Here is a 15,074-nt window from a genome sequence, read left to right as displayed (position 1 = left end):
AAAGGGAAGAGGGAAAAGGGAAAGGGAAGAGGGAAAAGGGGAACGGCTGAGGGCATGAGCGGGTGCAGGGGAAGGGGAGGAGTCTCTCCCCTTCTTTGTGTTGTGGGGGGGATGGTGGCCCTCGCCGCGGCGGCCGGGTGGGCGCAGGCGGTGCCGGAGGTTCCCGGCTGGCGCGGGGTGGCCACCCCCCACCTGTGGCTGTACGTGGTGGACGGCACGCCGGGCGCCCGCGACGCCTCCGCGGTGGCGGCGGCCCTGGACCCTCTGGTCGCGCGCCTGTCGGAGGCGCTGGGTCGGCCGGCGCGGGTGGTCTATCCCCTGTATCCCTCGGTGGACGCGTTCCGCGCGGACTGGTGGCGGTTTGCCACGCCGCCGGCCGCGGATGCGGTGCACGGGTGGGGAGCGGTCTACCGGGGAGATCCCGCAGACCTGTCTGTCCACCTGCTGGCCCGCTCTCTGGCCGCGGCGGCGCTGGGGGACGCCATCCCGCTGCTGCGGTGGGGTGTGGCCGAGGCCCTGGGCGACCGGGCGGTGGGGGCGGACCCGCACGCGCACGTGGCCGCGCTGCGGGCCGCCGGCCAGCCGCTGCCCGCGGTGGCGCGGATCCTGTCGCCCGTGGAGTTCGGGCACGCGCTGCCCTGGAGCTATCCGGTGGCCGTGTCGTTCGTGGCCGACCTGATCGACCGGTACGGGGCGCGCCGGACCGCGCAGTTCGCCCGCGCCGTCGGGTACCGCTACGTCGACCTGCCGGAGATCTTCCGGGACGCCTTCGGCACATCCCTCGACGACGCCGTCGCGGCATGGGAGGAGCGCGTGCGCCGCGCGCCGGCTCCCGCCGTGGACCCGCACGCCTATGCCCTGGCCGCCCGGCTGGTCTATGGGGTGGGGCTGGCCCGCCCCCCGGCTGCGGTGATGCTGGAACCGGCGGGAGCGGACGTGGTCGTAGCGGCTGCCAAGGCGGCCGCCGCCCTGCGGCGGCTGGACGTGCCGGCGGCCGCCGCGCTTGCGGAGGCCGCCCACCGGACCCAGGCCGAGGCCCGCGCGCGGCAGGCGCTGCGCCGGACGGTGGCCCGGGGCCTGCCGGCCGCGGTGGCGGCAGTGCCGGTGGCCCTGGCCCTCCTGTGGCTGGTCTGGCCCGCGGTGCGCAGCCGGCTGGCCGACCGGCGGGCCGCGCCTCCGGCGGCGCGGGCGGGCCGCTCGGCGCGGTGACGGAAGGGGGGGGTCAGAGTGGACGGCGCAGCCGGGCGCATCGAGGTCATCTGCGGCAGCATGTTCAGCGGCAAGAGCGAAGAGCTGATCCGCCGGGTGCGGAGGGCGCAGATCGCCCGCCAGCGCGTGCAGGTGTTCAAGCCGGCGCTGGACGACCGCTACGGCCGGCGCCAGGTGGCGTCCCACGACGGCGCCCGGATGGACGCGATCCCGGTGGCCCGCAGCGAGGAGATCCTGCGGGCCCTGGACAGGGACACCACGGTGGTGGCCATCGACGAGGCCCAGTTTCTGGACGACCGTCTGCCCGAGGTGGTCCGGACCCTGGCCGACCGCGGGATCCGCGTCATCGTGGCCGGGCTGGACATGGACTTTCGCGGTGAACCCTTCGGGCCGATGCCGCACCTGCTGGCCATCGCCGAGGCCGTGGACAAGCTGACGGCCATCTGCATGGTGTGCGGGGCGCCCGCCACCCGGACCCAGCGCCTGATCAACGGCCAGCCGGCCCGGTACACCGACCCGGTGATCCTGCTGGGCGCCCAGGAGGTGTACGAGGCCCGCTGCCGCCGCCACCACGTGGTGGCGCGCTGATCTCCCGGGAAGGGGGCGGCAGGCAGGGGAACGCGCGGGGTTTATAATCAGAACGGGAGAAGGGCGTGAGGCCTGAAGAAGGTTGTTCCCTCTTCCTTCTTCCCTCTTCCTTCTTCCCTGTGACTTATGAGCGTCGATCGGTCAGCGTGGATCACCAAACTGGAGGCCCTGGCCGCCCGCCACGACGAGCTGCTGGCGGCGCTGGCCGACCCGCAGGTCCTCAGCGACCCCGCCCGCCTGCAGCAGGTGGCCCGGGAGCGGGCGTTGCTGGAGGAGGCGGTGGCCCTGTACCGGGAGTACCAGCGGGTGAGCCGGGAAGTCGACGAGGCCGCGGCGATGGCCCGCGAGGAGCGGGACCCCGAGATGCGGGACCTCGCCCGGGCCGAGGAGGCGAGGCTGCGCGCGCGCCTGCAGGAGCTGGAGTCCCGCCTGCGGGAGATGGTGACCCCCCGGGATCCGCTGGCCGAGCGGAACATCATCATGGAGATCCGGGCGGGCGCCGGCGGCGAGGAGGCCAGCCTGTTCGCCGCGGACCTGTTCCGGATGTATGCGCGCTTCGCGGAACGCCACGGCTGGAAGGTGGAGGTCCTGGAGAGCAGGCCCAGCGCCCTGGGCGGGTTCAAGGAGATCATCCTGGCGATCCAGGGGCGCGGGGCGTACCGGCGCCTGCGGTACGAAAGCGGCGTGCACCGGGTACAGCGGGTTCCGGTGACCGAGTCCTCCGGGCGCATTCACACCTCCACGGCCACGGTGGCCGTCCTGCCCGAGGCCGAAGAGGTGGACGTGCAGATCCGCCCCGACGAGATCGAGGTGGAGACCTTCCGCGCGGGCGGGGCCGGGGGCCAGAACGTCAACAAGGTGGAGACGGCGGTCCGCGTGCGCCACCTGCCCACGGGCCTGGTGGTGGCCTGCCAGGACGAGCGGTCCCAGCACCAGAACCGGGAGAAGGCGCTGCGGATCCTGCGGGCCAAGCTGCTGGAGATGGAGGTGCAGCGCCGCCAGCAGGCCCTGGCCCAGCAGCGCCGCCAGCAGGTGGGCACGGGAGAGCGCAGCGAGAAGATCCGGACCTACAACTTCCCCCAGAACCGGGTTACCGACCACCGGATCGGCCTGTCGCTCCACCGGCTGGACGCGGTCCTGGACGGCGACCTGGACGAGCTCATCGACGCCCTGGAGGCCGCCGAACTGGCGGTCCACTGAGACACGAGGGAAAAGGGAAGAGGGAAGAGGGGGTACCCTCTCCCGGTTCCCTGCCGCCCGCGCACGTGTCCCGCGAGCATGAGGGTCCGCGAGGCGTACCTGCGGGGACGGGAGCACCTGGCCGCCAGCGGGAGCGAAGAGGCGGCGCTGGAAGCGGAGGTGCTCCTGCGCCACGCCCTGGGCACCGACCGCACCGGCCTGTACACCCGCTGGGAGGCGGAGCTGCCCGGGGAGGCGTGGGAGCGCTACCGCGACTACCTGGACCAGCGGGCCCGCGGCCGGCCGGTGGCGTACATCGTCGGCCGGCGGGAGTTCTGGGGGCTGGCCTTCGCCGTAGACGAGAGGGTACTGATCCCCCGCCCGGAGACGGAGAGCCTGGTCGAGGCGGTTCTGGAGGAGCTGGCCGGGGTGGAGGCGCCCGTCGTGGTGGACGTGGGCACCGGCAGCGGGTGCGTGGCCGTCAGTCTGGCGGTGGCCCTGCCGCGGACCACGGTCTGCGCCACCGACATCTCTCGGGACGCCGTGGAGGTCGCCCGGGCCAACGCCGCACGCCACGGGGTCGCCGACCGGGTGGTGGTGCTGGCCGGCGACCTCCTGCAGCCCCTGCCCGCGTCGCTCCGGGGCCGGGTGGACGCCGTGGTGAGCAACCCTCCGTACATCCCCGCCGCCCGCTGGCAGGCCCTGCCCGTCCAGATCCGGGACTACGAGCCCGCCGTGGCGTTGGTGGCCGGCCCGGCGGGAACCGAGATCCACGCCCGCCTCATCGCCGCCTCGGCCGACTGGCTGGCCCCCCGCGGCGTGCTGGCCCTCGAGGTGGCTCCCGACCAGGCGGAGGACGTGGCCGCCCTGGCGCGGGAATCCGGCCGCTACCAGTCGGTGCGGGTCCGCCGCGATGGCGGGGGCGCGCCGCGGGTGGTGGTGTGCCGGCGGGCCGCGGCGGCAGAGGCGGCCGGGCAGCGCAGGGAGGGGCGGGGGGCGGGCGAAACAGAGTAGGGGGCGATGTCCTACTACCGGGTCACCTTTTCGAACCTCCGCGATCTCGACATCCGCCCGATTCCCATCATCCGCGTGGCCGAGGACACCCGGCCGCCCCGGCGCGCGGTCCAGGCCCTGCGGGAGGGCCAGGTGATCGTGTACCCGACCGATACCGTCTACGGCCTGGGCTGCCGCATCGACGACGAGCGGGCGGTGCGCCGGATCTTCACCATCAAGAACCGCCCGCCCACGGACCCCTTGCCCGTGCTGCTGGCGGACGCGGAGCAGGTGGCCGAGTATGCGCGGGAGGTGCCCGAGCGGGTGCGGCGGCTGATGGCCCGCTTCTGGCCGGGGCCCCTCACTCTGATCCTGCGGCGGTCGGCCCGGGTGCCCCCGGTGGTGACCGGCGGGGCCGACACGGTGGCCCTGCGGGTGCCCAACCATCCGATTCCCCGGGCCCTGGTGCGGGAGGCGGGCGTGCCCATCGTGGGCACCAGCGCCAACTCCCACGGCATGCCCGCGCCGGTGACGGCGCAGCTGGCGGTCTTCGACCTGGGCGACCGGGTGGACCTGGTCCTCGATGGAGGACGCACCCCTCTGGGGAGGGAGTCCACGGTGGTGGACCTGACGGGGCCGGAGCCCCGGATCATCCGCGAAGGCGCGATCCCGGCCGCGGAGCTGGGGCTGTGAAGATCGCCGTCGCCAGCGACCACGCGGGCTACCGGCTCAAGGAGGAGATCAAGCTCCTCCTGCGGGAGATGGGGCATGAGGTGCGGGACTTCGGCACCCACTCCGATGACCCGGTGGACTACCCCGACTTCGTGGTGCCTGCGGCGGAGGCCGTCAGCCGCGGAGAGTGCGACCGGGGCATCGTGGTGGGCGGGTCCGGCAACGGCGAGGCCATCGTGGCCAACAAGGTGCCCGGCATCCGCGCGGCCCTCTGCCACGACACCACCACCGCGCGGCTGAGCCGGGCCCACAACGACGCCAACGTCCTGGCCCTCGGGCAGCGCATCACCGGCAGCGAGGTCGTCCGGGATATCGTCCGGGTGTGGCTCCAGACGCCCTTCGAAGGCGGCCGCCACCAGCGGCGCCTGGAGAAGATTGCCGCGGTGGAGAGCCGCTGGAGCCGTGCGGGGGTGGCGGCGCCGCCGGCGACGCGCGCCGCAGGCCGCCGGCGGAAGACCCCGTAGCCCCCGCGCGGTCCACCGGCGAGGCCACCCGGGAGGAGGTGGGTGATGGCCAGCGGCAAGGTGTACGTGTTCGACCACCCGCTGATCCTGCACAAGCTGACCATCCTGCGGGACAAGCGCACGGGTCACAAGGAGTTCCGGGAGCTGGTGGAGGAGATGGCGATGCTCATGGCCTACGAGGTGACGCGGTCCCACCCGACCCGCGAGGTGGAGGTGGAGACGCCGCTCGCCCGGGCCACGGGGCGCAGCATCGCCGGCCAGGAGATCGCCGTGGTGCCCATCCTGCGGGCGGGGCTGGCCATGGAGGCCGGGATCACCCGGTTGATCCCCACCGCCCGGGTGGGGCACGTGGGCATCTACCGCGACCCCGAGACCCTGCAGCCGGTCACCTACTACGCCAAGCTGCCGGCCGACATCGCCGAGAGGGAGGCGATGGTGGTGGACCCGATGCTGGCCACGGGCGGATCCATCGTCGCCTGCATCGACACCCTCAAACAGCGCGGCTGCCGGACCATCAAGGTGATGGCCATCATCGCCGCCCCCGAAGGCATCCGCAAAGTGCACGGAGCGCATCCCGACGTGGAGATCTACACCGCGGCCGTGGACAGCCACCTCAACGACCACGGGTACATCGTGCCCGGGCTGGGAGACGCCGGGGACCGGCTGTACGGGACACGGTAGCTCTCACACCCCGTTGCAGGTCAGAGGTTGAAGGTGTGAGAGGGCGTGGGAGCGTGGAGGCGTTGACACGGTCGCGGGTCCTGATCCCGGAATCCGGATTCCGGATCCCGGATCCCGATGTGTCCAGGGGGCGGACGCCATGAGGCCGGGATGGGATGAGTACTTCATGCGCATGGCGGTCCTGGCGTCCTCGCGCTCCACGTGCCTGCGCCGGCGGGTGGGAGCCGTGGTGGTCAAGGACCGCATGGTGCTGTCCACGGGGTACAACGACACCCCCCGGGGACTGCCCAACTGCGGGGAGGGGGGCTGCGAGCGCTGCGCCTCCGAGGCCCCCTCGGGCCAGGGCCTGGACACCTGCCTGTGCCTCCATGCCGAGCAGAACGCCCTCCTGCAGGCCGCCTACCACGGTGTGGCGGTGGCCGGCGCCACGTTGTACTCCACCCACCAGCCCTGTCTGACATGCGCCAAGATGATCGTCAACGTCGGCATCCGCCGCATCGTCTTTGCCGGCGACTACCCCGACCCCCTGGCCCGTCGGCTGCTGGAGCAGGCCGGGGTGGCGCTGGACCGCGTCGGCGCCGGCGTCCTGCCCTCCGGCGATCCCTCTGCGCCGCGCCCGAGCTGAGGCGCGGCGGGACGCCCCGCCAATTCTGTCCCCTGCCACCGCTGCGCGCGGCCACGGCCGACCCCGGCTGCGCGGGAGGGTGTTCTGTGCTATAATCGCCGACGGCTTTGCGGCCGGCAGGGACCGGCCTTTTCCGTTCGGGGGGCGCGCCATGGAGCGGGTGACGCTGAAGGCCAGGCGGCGGGAGGAGACGGGATCCAACAGGGTCCGCCGGCTGCGGCTGGCGGGTCTGGTGCCCGGCGTGGTCTACGGTCGGGGCCGGGAGCCGATGCCGGTGGCGGTGGACGGCCGGGCGCTGCGGGAGGCCCTGCGCACCCACGCGGGCCTGAACGTGCTCATCGACCTGGCGGTGGGTAACGGCGAGGGGCAGCCCGCCACCGTGATGGTCAAGGAGATCCAGAGGGACGTCATCCGGCGGGACATCATCCACGTGGACTTCTATGCCATCGACCTCACCCGGACCCTGGAGGCACGGGTCCCCCTGGTCTTTGTCGGGCAGCCGGCGGGCGTGGCCGAGGGCGGCGTGCTGGACATCCACCTGCGGGAGGTGGTGGTGGAGTGCCTGCCCACCGCGATCCCCGACCAGCTGGAGGTGGACGTCAGCGGCCTGGGTGTCGGTGACTCGATCCACGTGCGCGACCTCCGCCTGCCCCCCGGGGTCACGATGGTGAGCGCTCCCGACGAAGCCGTCGCGTCGGTGGTGCAGCCCAGGGTGGCCGAGGAGGCGGCGCCGGCCGCGGCGGAGGCGCCGGCCGCCGAAACCCCGGCGGCGCCCGCCGAGGCCCGTCCCGCGGGCGACGCCCGCACGCCGGAGGCCCGTCCCGAGAAGACCCGGCCGGAGCGCGGCCCGCGCGCCGAGTAGCGATCCCGTGGCCGGCGCGCTCGTGCCCCGATGACGCTGGTTGTGGGGCTGGGCAATCCCGGCCGCCGCTACCGGGGGACCCGCCACAACGTGGGGTGGGAGGTGCTGGACCGGCTGGCCCGCCGCCTGGGTGTGGGTGTGGACAGGGAAGAGGGATGGGCGCTCGTGGGAATGGGCCGGGTGGGCCGGCGGCGGGTGCTGCTGGCCAAGCCTCAGACGTTTGTCAACCTCAGCGGGACGGCGGTGGACGACCTCCGGCGGCGACACCGCATCCGCCCGGAGGAGATCCTGGTGATCCTGGACGACCTGGATCTGCCCCTGGGGCGGCTGCGGGTGCGGCCCCGCGGCAGCCACGGCGGGCACCGGGGGCTGCGCTCGATCCTGGAGGCCCTGGGCACCGAAGACGTTCCCCGGTTGCGGATCGGCATCGGGCGGCCGCCGGCGGGCGTCGACCCGGCCGACTTCGTGCTCACGCCCTTCACGCCGGAGGAGCGTGCGGTGCTGGAGCCGGTCCTCGAGCGCGCCGCCGAGGCCGCCGAGGTGGTCGTGCGGGACGGGCTGGAGGTCGCCATGACCCGCTTCAACGCACCCGTGCCCGTCTGATGCTCAACAGGGTTACACCGGCGGGAGGCATGCCGTGACGCTGGCGGACTTCAGCGGAGTGTGGTGGATGGTGACCCTGGTGGTGGGGCTGGTCGGGCTGGGCTATGCCCTGGCCTCGGCCGCCGCCATCGCCCGGCAGGATCCCGGGACCGAGCGCATGCGGGAGATCGCCGAAGCCATCCGGACCGGCGCCCTGGCGTTTCTGGCCCGGGAATACCAGGTCCTGGCGGTCTTTGCGGCCGTGGTCTTCGCCCTGCTGTGGATCTTCCTGGGCGTCCGGCTGGCCGTATGCTTCCTGGCGGGGGCGCTGCTGTCGGTCCTGGCCGGGAATCTGGGCATGCGCATCGCCACCCTGGCCAACACGCGGGCGGCGTGGGCCGTGCGCCGGGACCTCAACGCCGGGCTGGTCCTGGCCTTCCGGTCGGGCGCCGTGATGGGTTTTGCGGTGGTGTCCCTGGGCCTGCTGGGCGTGCTGGCCCTGCTGTGGATTTTCCGCGACCCGTCGGCCATCTTCGGCTTCTCCTTCGGCGCGTCGTCGGTGGCCCTGTTCGCCCGGGTGGGCGGAGGGATCTACACGAAGGCCGCCGACGTGGGCGCCGACCTGGTGGGCAAGGTGGAGGTCGGAATCCCCGAGGACGATCCCCGCAACCCGGCGGTGATCGCCGACAACGTGGGCGACAACGTGGGCGACGTGGCCGGCATGGGCGCAGACCTCTACGAGAGCTACGTGGGATCCCTCATCGCGGCGGTGGCCCTGGGGTCCGCGTCCGGCGAGCGGGCGCTGGTAGTCCTGCCTTTTGCCCTGGCGGCCGCGGGCATCGTCAGCAGCCTGCTGGGGACGTTCGGGGTGCGGGTCCGCCCCGGCGAGTCGGCGGCGGCGGCGCTGATGCGGGGCGTGGTGGGGGCGACGGTGCTGACGGCGCTCCTGGGGGCGGGTCTCGTCCAGGTCCTGGTGGGCCGGCTGGGGATCTTCTGGGCCTTCGTGGCCGGGCTGGGGGCGGGGGTGGTCGTCGGATACGTCACCGAGTTCTTCACCTCCAACGCCTACGGGCCCACCCGCGGGCTGGCGCTGGCGGCCCAGACGGGCTCGGCCACCAACATCATCGAGGGGCTGGCCCTGGGGATGCGCAGCCTCGCCGTCCCCGTGGTGACCATCGCCCTCGCCATCCTGCTCGCCTACCACTTTGCCGGCATCTACGGCATCGCCCTGGCGGGAGTGGGCATGCTGTCCACCCTGGGCATCACCCTGGCCACCGACTCCTACGGTCCCGTGGCCGACAACGCCGCCGGAATCGCCGAGATGGCCCACCTGGGCAGCGACGTGCGCCAGCGGGCGGAGTCCCTGGACGCGGTGGGGAACACCACGGCGGCCATGGGGAAGGGCTTTGCCATCGGGTCGGCGGCGCTGACCGCCCTGGCGCTGCTGGTCTCCTACGCCCAGGTGGCGGGCCTGCGGTCGGTGGATCTGCTGTCGCCGGTGACCGTCCTGGGGCTGTTCGTGGGCGGCGCGATGCCATTCGTGTTCAGCTCCTTCGCCCTGTCGGCAGTCGGCCGGGCGGCGATGCAGATGGTGGAGGAGGTCCGCCGCCAGTTCCGGGAGATCCCCGGCCTGCTGGCCGGCCAGGCCCGGCCCGACTACGCCCGGGCCGTGGACATCTCGACGGCCGCGGCGATCCGGGAGATGATCGCCCCCGGGCTGCTGGCGGTGGCGGTCCCGGTGGTGGTGGGACTCACCCTGGGCCGGGAGGCCCTGGCCGGGGTGCTGACGGGATCCATCGTCACCGGGTTCATGCTGGCCATCCTGATGGCCAACGCGGGCGGGGCCTGGGACAACGCCAAGAAGTACATCGAGGAGGGCCATCTGGGCGGCAAAGGCTCCGACCCCCACAAGGCGTCGGTGGTGGGGGACACGGTGGGCGACCCGTTCAAGGACACTGCCGGCCCGTCGCTGAACATCCTGCTGAAGTTGATGGCCATTGTGTCCATCGTCATCGCCCCGCTCCTCTGACGGTTCCGCCCTGCCCCTCGGCGCCGCCCCGGCGGGCCGCGTCCCGGTCTACGCGCCCCTGCGCCACCGCGACTTCCGGTTGATGTGGACGGGCCTGCTGATCTCCAACACCGGATCGTGGATGCAGTTCGTGGCCCTGGGGTACCTGGTGGACCGCCTCACCCGCGATCCGCTGTACCTGGGGCTGCTGGCGGCGGTCCAGGCGGCCGCCCGCATCCTGGCCGCGCCGGTGGGCGGGGCGATGGCCGACCGGATGGACCGGCGGCGGCTGCTGCTGACCACCAACCTGGTCCTGATGGCCAGCGCGGCGCTCCTCGCGGCGCTGACGGCGGCGGGGACGATCCGGCTGTGGCAGATCCTGGCCCTGGCGGCGCTGAACTCCCTGGTCCAGGCGTTTGACATGCCGGCCCGCCACTCCCTGGTACCCCTCCTGGTGGAGGAGCGGGAGGTGCTGACGGCGGTGACCCTGAACTCGGTGGCCTTCAACGGGTCGGCCGTCTTCGGCCCCTCCCTGGGAGGCGTGGTCATCTCCGCGGTGGGGGAGGCCGGCTGCTTTGTCCTCAACGCCGTCTCCTTCCTGGCGGTCCTGGCGGCCGTGCGGGCGATGGCGTTTCCCCCGCACCCGGCGGCCGCCGGGCGGCTCGCCGACGACATGGCCGAGGGGGTGCGCCTCGTGCGCGAGCACCGCCGCCTGGCGGTCCTGCTGGCCGCGGTGGCCGTGGTGAGCTTCTTCGGCCGCCCCTACGTCCGCCTGATGCCGGCGTTCGCCCGGGAGCAGCTCCGCGTGGGCGCCACGGCCCTGGGCCTGCTGCAGGCGGCGCCGGGCGTGGGGACGGTGCTGGCGGCTCTCCTGGTGGGCCGGCTGGCCGCCGGAGGGACGGGCGCGCTGCTGGCCTCGGCCGCCCTGGCGTTCGGCTTTCTGGTGACGGTGTTCGGCCTGTGCTCCACGCTGCCGGCGGCCCTGGGCGTCCTGGTCCTGGTCGGCGCCGCTCAGGCCCTGGCGCTGTCGGCGGCCAACGCCCTGGTGCAGCTGGCCACCCCGCCCGAGGCCCGCGGGCGGATCATGGGCCTGTACAGCATGGTCGCGTTCGGCGGGTTCGCCCTGGGCAGCCTCCCGGTGGGGGCGCTGGCGTCGGCGATCGGGGTCGGTCCGGCGCTGTCGGCGGGAGGGGTGGCCGTGATGCTGGCCACGCTGGCGCTGGCGCCCCGACTGCGTGCACAATCCGCCCGATCTGCTCAATCCGCGCAATCTACGCGATCATCCGGGTTCTCAGATTGAAACGATTGCGCAGATGTCGAAGATCGCGCGGGTGGCGCAGATCTGCCAAAGACCAGGCACGCGTTGATGCCGCCGAAGCCGAACGAGTTGCTCAGGGCGTAGTCCACCCGCGCCATGCGGCCTTCGTGGGGGATGTAGTCCAGGTCGCACTCCGGGTCGGGCTCCTCCAGGTTGAGGGTGGGGGGCAGGTAGCCGTGGTGCAGGGCCAGCAGGCAGATGGCGGCCTCGATGGCCCCGGTGGCCCCCAGGCTGTGGCCGTGCATGGCCTTGGTGCCGCTGATGGGGATGCGGTAGGCGTGGGCGCCGAAGACCGCCTTGATGGCGCGGGTCTCCACCACGTCGTTGAGCGGGGTGCCGCTGGCGTGGGCGTTGATGTACCCGACCTGCTCGGTCCGCAGGCCGGCTTCCTCCAGCGCCAGCCGCATCGCGCGGGCCGCCTGCGCGCCCGAGGGCAGCGGGGCGGTCATGTGATGGGCGTCGTTGGTGGTGCCATAGCCGAGGACCTCGCCGTAGATGCGGGCTCCCCTGCGCAGCGCGTGGTCCAGGCGCTCCAGGACCAGAATGGCGGCTCCCTCGGCCATCACGAAGCCGTCCCGATCGCGGTCGAAGGGCCGGCAGGCCCGCGCCGGGTCGTCGTTGCGCGCGGACATGGCGCCCAGCAGGTCGAAGGCGCCGAAGATCAGCGGTGCCAGGGGGCACTCGACGCCGCCGGCCAGCATCACGTCGGCCTGGCCGGAGGCGATCCACCGGAAAGCCTCCCCGATGGCGATGGCGCCGCTGCTGCAGCTGTCGGAGTTGGCGCTGGTGGGGCCGGTCAGCCCCAGGTCAATGGCGATGTTGCAGGAGGCCGACCCGCTGAAGACGGCCAGGGCCAGAGTGGGCCGGACCTTGCGCAGGCCCTCCCGGAGGAACACCGCGTGCTGTTCTTCGGCAAACGCTCCTCCGCCCAGGGCGGCACCGATGAAGCACCCGCAGCGGTCTCGGTCGGATCGGCCCAGGTCCAGCCCGGCGTCGGCGACCGCCTGGCGGGCGGCCGCCACGGCGAACTGGGCGAACCGGTCCAGCCGGCGGGCCTTCCTGGCGTCCATGAAGGCCAGCGGGTCGAAGTCGGCCACCTCGGCGGCCACCTGGCTGCGGAACGGGGAGGGGTCAAAACGGGTGATCCGGGTGACCGCCGACCGCCCGCGGCGGAGTCCCTCATACAGCCCCGACGGCCCCGACCCGATGGGGGTGATGGCGCCGATTCCCGTGACCACCACGCGGTGCATCGTGTCACCTCCCGCCGGAGACCGCGGCCGCCACGGCCCGGAGGGTCCGGCGGGCGATCCAGTCGATGAACACCGGCCCCACCACCAGGTCGCACGCCAGGCGGCCCACCACCGGCCACCGCAGCGTCAGGTCGTGGGCCAGGACCACGTGGGTGCCCGGGGGGCGGGCCCGCAGCACCCACACCACCTCCATGCCTGTGGTGAGGCCGCCGACGTGCCGGAACCGCAGCCACCCCTCGGAACGGTCGCCGGTGAGGAGGGCCGTCCAGCGGGCCGGCCACCCTCTGATCCGCCCGCCCATCTCGAACCGGACAGCTCCCGCGCCCCGCTCCAGTACCCGGCACCACCGGTAGGCCGGATCCAGCCGCGGCCAGCCTTCCACATCCCAGACCAGGTCGAAGACGGTCTGCGGAGGAGCGGGGATGGTGGCCTCATGCACGGTGCGCATCGGCGGCCAGCAGAAGGCGGCCCCAGAAGGCGGGAGACAGGACGGCCCCTGGCGGCAGGATGTCGCCGACCGCGCCCAGCAGGCGGACCGCCAGATCCGGCCGGGCGATCAGGCGGCCCACCAGGGTCGGCGCCGTCCGGCCGACGGCCAGACAGCTGACCACCCGCGCCACCAGATGCCTGCCCGCCACCGCGCGGGCGTGGGCGCGCCTGTACCACCGGAGGGCGGCCGCCGCATGGCCCCCCGCGTCCAGGAGCCGGTGGGCCGCCTCGGCCGCCAGGGCCGCCGAGCGCAGGGCGGAGCAGATGCCCTGGCCGGTCAGCGGCTCCACCTGCGCCGCGGCGTCGCCGGCCAGGAGCAGGCGGGGCGCCGCCGGCGTCCGGCGGACGCAGCCCACCGGACCGGCGCACCGGTAGGCGCTTTCCCTCCGGGCGCCAGCCAGCAGGTCGGCCAGGACGGGCAGGGATGTTATAGCCGCCGTGAACGCCTCCTCGGGGCCACCGCGTCCCCACCACCGCCGGGGCAGGGCCATGCACACGTTGGCCGCGCCGCCTCCGAAATGGGCCACGCCGCAGTAGAGGTCCGGGCCGAGGTGCAGCTGTCCGGCCGGCGCCTGCAGGGGAAGGCCCGAGAAGTAGGCGCCCACGGTATACCGCCCGGACCGCAGGAGACGGGTGTGGACATGGCGGCGCGCCACCACAGACCGCGCTCCGTCGGCGGCGATGACCAGTCGGGCGCGCCAGACGGACCGTCCCGTCCGGACCTCCGCCCCGCCGTCTGCCAGGCGCACCTCCTCCACCGCGCGCCCCTCCTCCACCCGGGCGCCGGCGGCGGACGCGCACGCCACCAGGGCGGCGTCCAGGGTGCGGCGGGGCACCAGAAGCCCGGTCCCGCAGGGATACCCGGCCCGCAGGGACCGCCCGTCCCGGGCGTAGACCGTCATCTCGCCCACCTCAACCGCGCCCGCCCGCAGGACCGCGTCCAGCCAGCCTGCACGCGCCAGGAAAGCGGTGGCGCCGGGATTGCAGTAGTCCCCGCAGGGCTTGTCCCGGGGAAAGCGCGCCCGGTCCAGGAGCAGAACCCGCCAGCCGCGCCGGGCCAGCAGCCCGGCCGCCGCGCTGCCGGCGGGTCCCGCTCCCACCACGATCGCGTCTGCGTCCGTCACGGGGCCACCTCCGGCCGGCCCACCAGGGCAACCCGGAACAGCGGGGAGGTGCGGAGCTGCACGCCGTCCAGCCCGGCGGCCCGGGCCAGCTGGTGGAACTCGTCCAGGGTAAACGAGCGCAGCACCGACAGCGGGCCGTCGTGCCGGGCCAGCCGGTTGCGGCCCACCAGGTGGGTGTCCAGCCAGGCGCCTGCGTAGGCGCCCCAGCACCGCAGGACGTCGTGGACGAGGTAGGCTCCCGCCGTCACGCGCCGGATGTCCCGCAGGACGGCCACCGCGTCATCGAACGAGAAGTGGTGCAGGGCCAGGCCGCACAGGACGACGTCGACGCTGCGGTCGGCGAAGGGCATCGCCCGCGCGTCGGCTTGAATCACGACGACCTCCGGCGCATCCCGGAGGATCCGCCGGGCGTGATCCAGGATGGCGGCGCTGGCGTCCAGGGCTGCGATCGAGACCGCCACCCTCTGGCGGCGCGCCCACAGGGCGATGGCCCGGGGCACGTCACCGCTGGCCGTGGCCACGTCCAGGATGCGCACAGGCCTGCGGGGAAGGACCGGCAGAACCTCCCGGAGGAAGCCCAGCACCAGGCGGTAGCCTCCGTACCACCGGTTGGTCCTCCGCACGGCCGCGAGCAGACCGGCCAGCTCGCGGGGATCCTGCCCGGGCGTGTCCAGGAACTCCTGGGTCGTGCGGTAGGGCGGCGCGCGCATGACGGCCCTCCGCGCACTGCGGGACACGGGGTGCCCCCGCGCTGATCGTAGGCGCCGGACTGCAACGGGAGGGTAACGGAAGAGGGAAGAAGGAAGAGGGAAGAGGGAAGAAGGGAAAACAGCACATCGGCGGGAAGCCACCTTCTTGCCTCTTCCCTTTCCCCTAGTTCCGCCTGAGGACCAGCAGCGCCGACGCCACCGGGCGCTCCACGCCGTCGGAGGGGTCGTTGACCACCCGCCCGCCGACCACCATGGTGGCG

General features: G+C 73.6%; 16 protein-coding genes. 12 read left to right on the top strand and 4 right to left on the bottom strand.

Annotated elements, in window-relative coordinates:
- Nucleotides 1-111 precede the first annotated feature (111 nt).
- The 12 genes from RB150_08185 to RB150_08130 all read left to right on the top strand — a co-directional run bounded on the left by RB150_08185 (nucleotide 112) and on the right by RB150_08130 (nucleotide 11,223).
- Entirely contained in the window at nucleotides 112-1,209 is a 1,098-nt protein-coding gene (locus RB150_08185; GenBank protein MDQ7820513.1) for a hypothetical protein, read from the top strand.
- Nucleotides 1,210-1,227: 18 nt separating this feature from the next.
- Entirely contained in the window at nucleotides 1,228-1,797 is a 570-nt protein-coding gene (locus RB150_08180; GenBank protein ID MDQ7820512.1) for a thymidine kinase, read from the top strand.
- 126 nt (nucleotides 1,798-1,923) lie between these two features.
- Nucleotides 1,924-2,997, top strand: coding sequence for a peptide chain release factor 1 (prfA, locus tag RB150_08175; GenBank protein ID MDQ7820511.1), 1,074 nt, complete (start codon nucleotides 1,924-1,926; stop codon nucleotides 2,995-2,997).
- A gap of 78 nt (nucleotides 2,998-3,075) precedes the next feature.
- A complete protein-coding gene (prmC, locus tag RB150_08170; protein ID MDQ7820510.1) occupies nucleotides 3,076-3,990 on the top strand; it encodes a peptide chain release factor N(5)-glutamine methyltransferase in 915 nt (304 codons plus the stop codon).
- A 6-nt stretch (nucleotides 3,991-3,996) separates the two neighbouring features.
- Entirely contained in the window at nucleotides 3,997-4,662 is a 666-nt protein-coding gene (locus RB150_08165) for an L-threonylcarbamoyladenylate synthase (GenBank protein ID MDQ7820509.1), read from the top strand.
- Entirely contained in the window at nucleotides 4,659-5,165 is a 507-nt protein-coding gene (rpiB, locus tag RB150_08160; protein ID MDQ7820508.1) for a ribose 5-phosphate isomerase B, read from the top strand. The genes RB150_08165 and rpiB overlap by 4 nt, the downstream gene beginning before the upstream one ends.
- 45 nt (nucleotides 5,166-5,210) lie before the next feature.
- The gene (upp, locus tag RB150_08155; protein MDQ7820507.1) at nucleotides 5,211-5,846 is read left to right on the top strand and encodes a uracil phosphoribosyltransferase; all 636 of its coding nucleotides are present in this window, start codon (nucleotides 5,211-5,213) and stop codon (nucleotides 5,844-5,846) included.
- 139 nt (nucleotides 5,847-5,985) lie between these two features.
- Entirely contained in the window at nucleotides 5,986-6,471 is a 486-nt protein-coding gene (locus RB150_08150) for a dCMP deaminase family protein (protein MDQ7820506.1), read from the top strand.
- 151 nt (nucleotides 6,472-6,622) lie between these two features.
- Nucleotides 6,623-7,333, top strand: a complete 711-nt coding sequence (locus RB150_08145) for a 50S ribosomal protein L25 (protein MDQ7820505.1) — start codon at nucleotides 6,623-6,625, stop codon at nucleotides 7,331-7,333.
- A gap of 30 nt (nucleotides 7,334-7,363) precedes the next feature.
- Nucleotides 7,364-7,936, top strand: a complete 573-nt coding sequence (gene pth / locus RB150_08140; protein MDQ7820504.1) for an aminoacyl-tRNA hydrolase — start codon at nucleotides 7,364-7,366, stop codon at nucleotides 7,934-7,936.
- A gap of 67 nt (nucleotides 7,937-8,003) precedes the next feature.
- Nucleotides 8,004-9,944 carry a sodium-translocating pyrophosphatase gene (locus RB150_08135; protein ID MDQ7820503.1) on the top strand — a complete coding sequence of 647 codons (1,941 nt, stop codon included), beginning with the start codon at nucleotides 8,004-8,006 and terminating at the stop codon, nucleotides 9,942-9,944.
- Nucleotides 9,913-11,223 carry an MFS transporter gene (locus tag RB150_08130; GenBank protein ID MDQ7820502.1) on the top strand — a complete coding sequence of 437 codons (1,311 nt, stop codon included), beginning with the start codon at nucleotides 9,913-9,915 and terminating at the stop codon, nucleotides 11,221-11,223. Before RB150_08135 ends, RB150_08130 begins: the two co-directional genes overlap by 32 nt.
- Here the strand turns inward: RB150_08130 and fabF are convergent.
- Genes fabF through RB150_08110 form a run of 4 tightly spaced genes read right to left on the bottom strand, consistent with a single transcriptional unit; the run spans nucleotide 11,181 to nucleotide 14,814 of the window.
- The gene (gene fabF / locus RB150_08125) at nucleotides 11,181-12,491 is read right to left on the bottom strand and encodes a beta-ketoacyl-ACP synthase II (protein ID MDQ7820501.1); all 1,311 of its coding nucleotides are present in this window, start codon (nucleotides 12,489-12,491) and stop codon (nucleotides 11,181-11,183) included. The two genes, RB150_08130 and fabF, sit on opposite strands and share 43 nt — an antisense overlap.
- A gap of 4 nt (nucleotides 12,492-12,495) precedes the next feature.
- The gene (locus RB150_08120) at nucleotides 12,496-12,939 is read right to left on the bottom strand and encodes an SRPBCC family protein (GenBank protein ID MDQ7820500.1); all 444 of its coding nucleotides are present in this window, start codon (nucleotides 12,937-12,939) and stop codon (nucleotides 12,496-12,498) included.
- Nucleotides 12,923-14,104 carry an FAD-dependent monooxygenase gene (locus RB150_08115; GenBank protein MDQ7820499.1) on the bottom strand — a complete coding sequence of 394 codons (1,182 nt, stop codon included), beginning with the start codon at nucleotides 14,102-14,104 and terminating at the stop codon, nucleotides 12,923-12,925. The genes RB150_08120 and RB150_08115 overlap by 17 nt, the downstream gene beginning before the upstream one ends.
- A complete protein-coding gene (locus RB150_08110) occupies nucleotides 14,101-14,814 on the bottom strand; it encodes a methyltransferase domain-containing protein (protein ID MDQ7820498.1) in 714 nt (237 codons plus the stop codon). The genes RB150_08115 and RB150_08110 overlap by 4 nt, the downstream gene beginning before the upstream one ends.
- Between the last annotated feature and the right edge of the window lie 260 nt (nucleotides 14,815-15,074).

Source organism: Armatimonadota bacterium (assembly GCA_031081675.1).
GTDB classification, from domain to species: Bacteria; Sysuimicrobiota; Sysuimicrobiia; order Sysuimicrobiales; family Kaftiobacteriaceae; genus Calidihabitans; species Calidihabitans tengchongensis.
This window is presented reverse-complemented; position numbering and strand designations above follow the sequence as displayed.

Excerpts from the sequence above, each read along its gene's own strand:
- RB150_08185 (MDQ7820513.1), top strand. The coding sequence starts at position 112 with ATGGTGGCCCTCGCCGCGGCGGCCGGGTGGGCGCAGGCGGTGCCGGAG.
- prfA (MDQ7820511.1), top strand. The coding sequence starts at position 1,924 with ATGAGCGTCGATCGGTCAGCGTGGATCACCAAACTGGAGGCCCTGGCC.
- prmC (MDQ7820510.1), top strand. The coding sequence starts at position 3,076 with ATGAGGGTCCGCGAGGCGTACCTGCGGGGACGGGAGCACCTGGCCGCC.
- RB150_08165 (MDQ7820509.1), top strand. The coding sequence starts at position 3,997 with ATGTCCTACTACCGGGTCACCTTTTCGAACCTCCGCGATCTCGACATC.
- upp (MDQ7820507.1), top strand. The coding sequence starts at position 5,211 with ATGGCCAGCGGCAAGGTGTACGTGTTCGACCACCCGCTGATCCTGCAC.
- RB150_08150 (MDQ7820506.1), top strand. The coding sequence starts at position 5,986 with ATGAGGCCGGGATGGGATGAGTACTTCATGCGCATGGCGGTCCTGGCG.
- RB150_08145 (MDQ7820505.1), top strand. The coding sequence starts at position 6,623 with ATGGAGCGGGTGACGCTGAAGGCCAGGCGGCGGGAGGAGACGGGATCC.
- pth (MDQ7820504.1), top strand. The coding sequence starts at position 7,364 with ATGACGCTGGTTGTGGGGCTGGGCAATCCCGGCCGCCGCTACCGGGGG.
- RB150_08135 (MDQ7820503.1), top strand. The coding sequence starts at position 8,004 with ATGGTGACCCTGGTGGTGGGGCTGGTCGGGCTGGGCTATGCCCTGGCC.
- fabF (MDQ7820501.1), bottom strand. The coding sequence starts at position 12,491 with ATGCACCGCGTGGTGGTCACGGGAATCGGCGCCATCACCCCCATCGGG.
- RB150_08120 (MDQ7820500.1), bottom strand. The coding sequence starts at position 12,939 with ATGCGCACCGTGCATGAGGCCACCATCCCCGCTCCTCCGCAGACCGTC.
- RB150_08110 (MDQ7820498.1), bottom strand. The coding sequence starts at position 14,814 with ATGCGCGCGCCGCCCTACCGCACGACCCAGGAGTTCCTGGACACGCCC.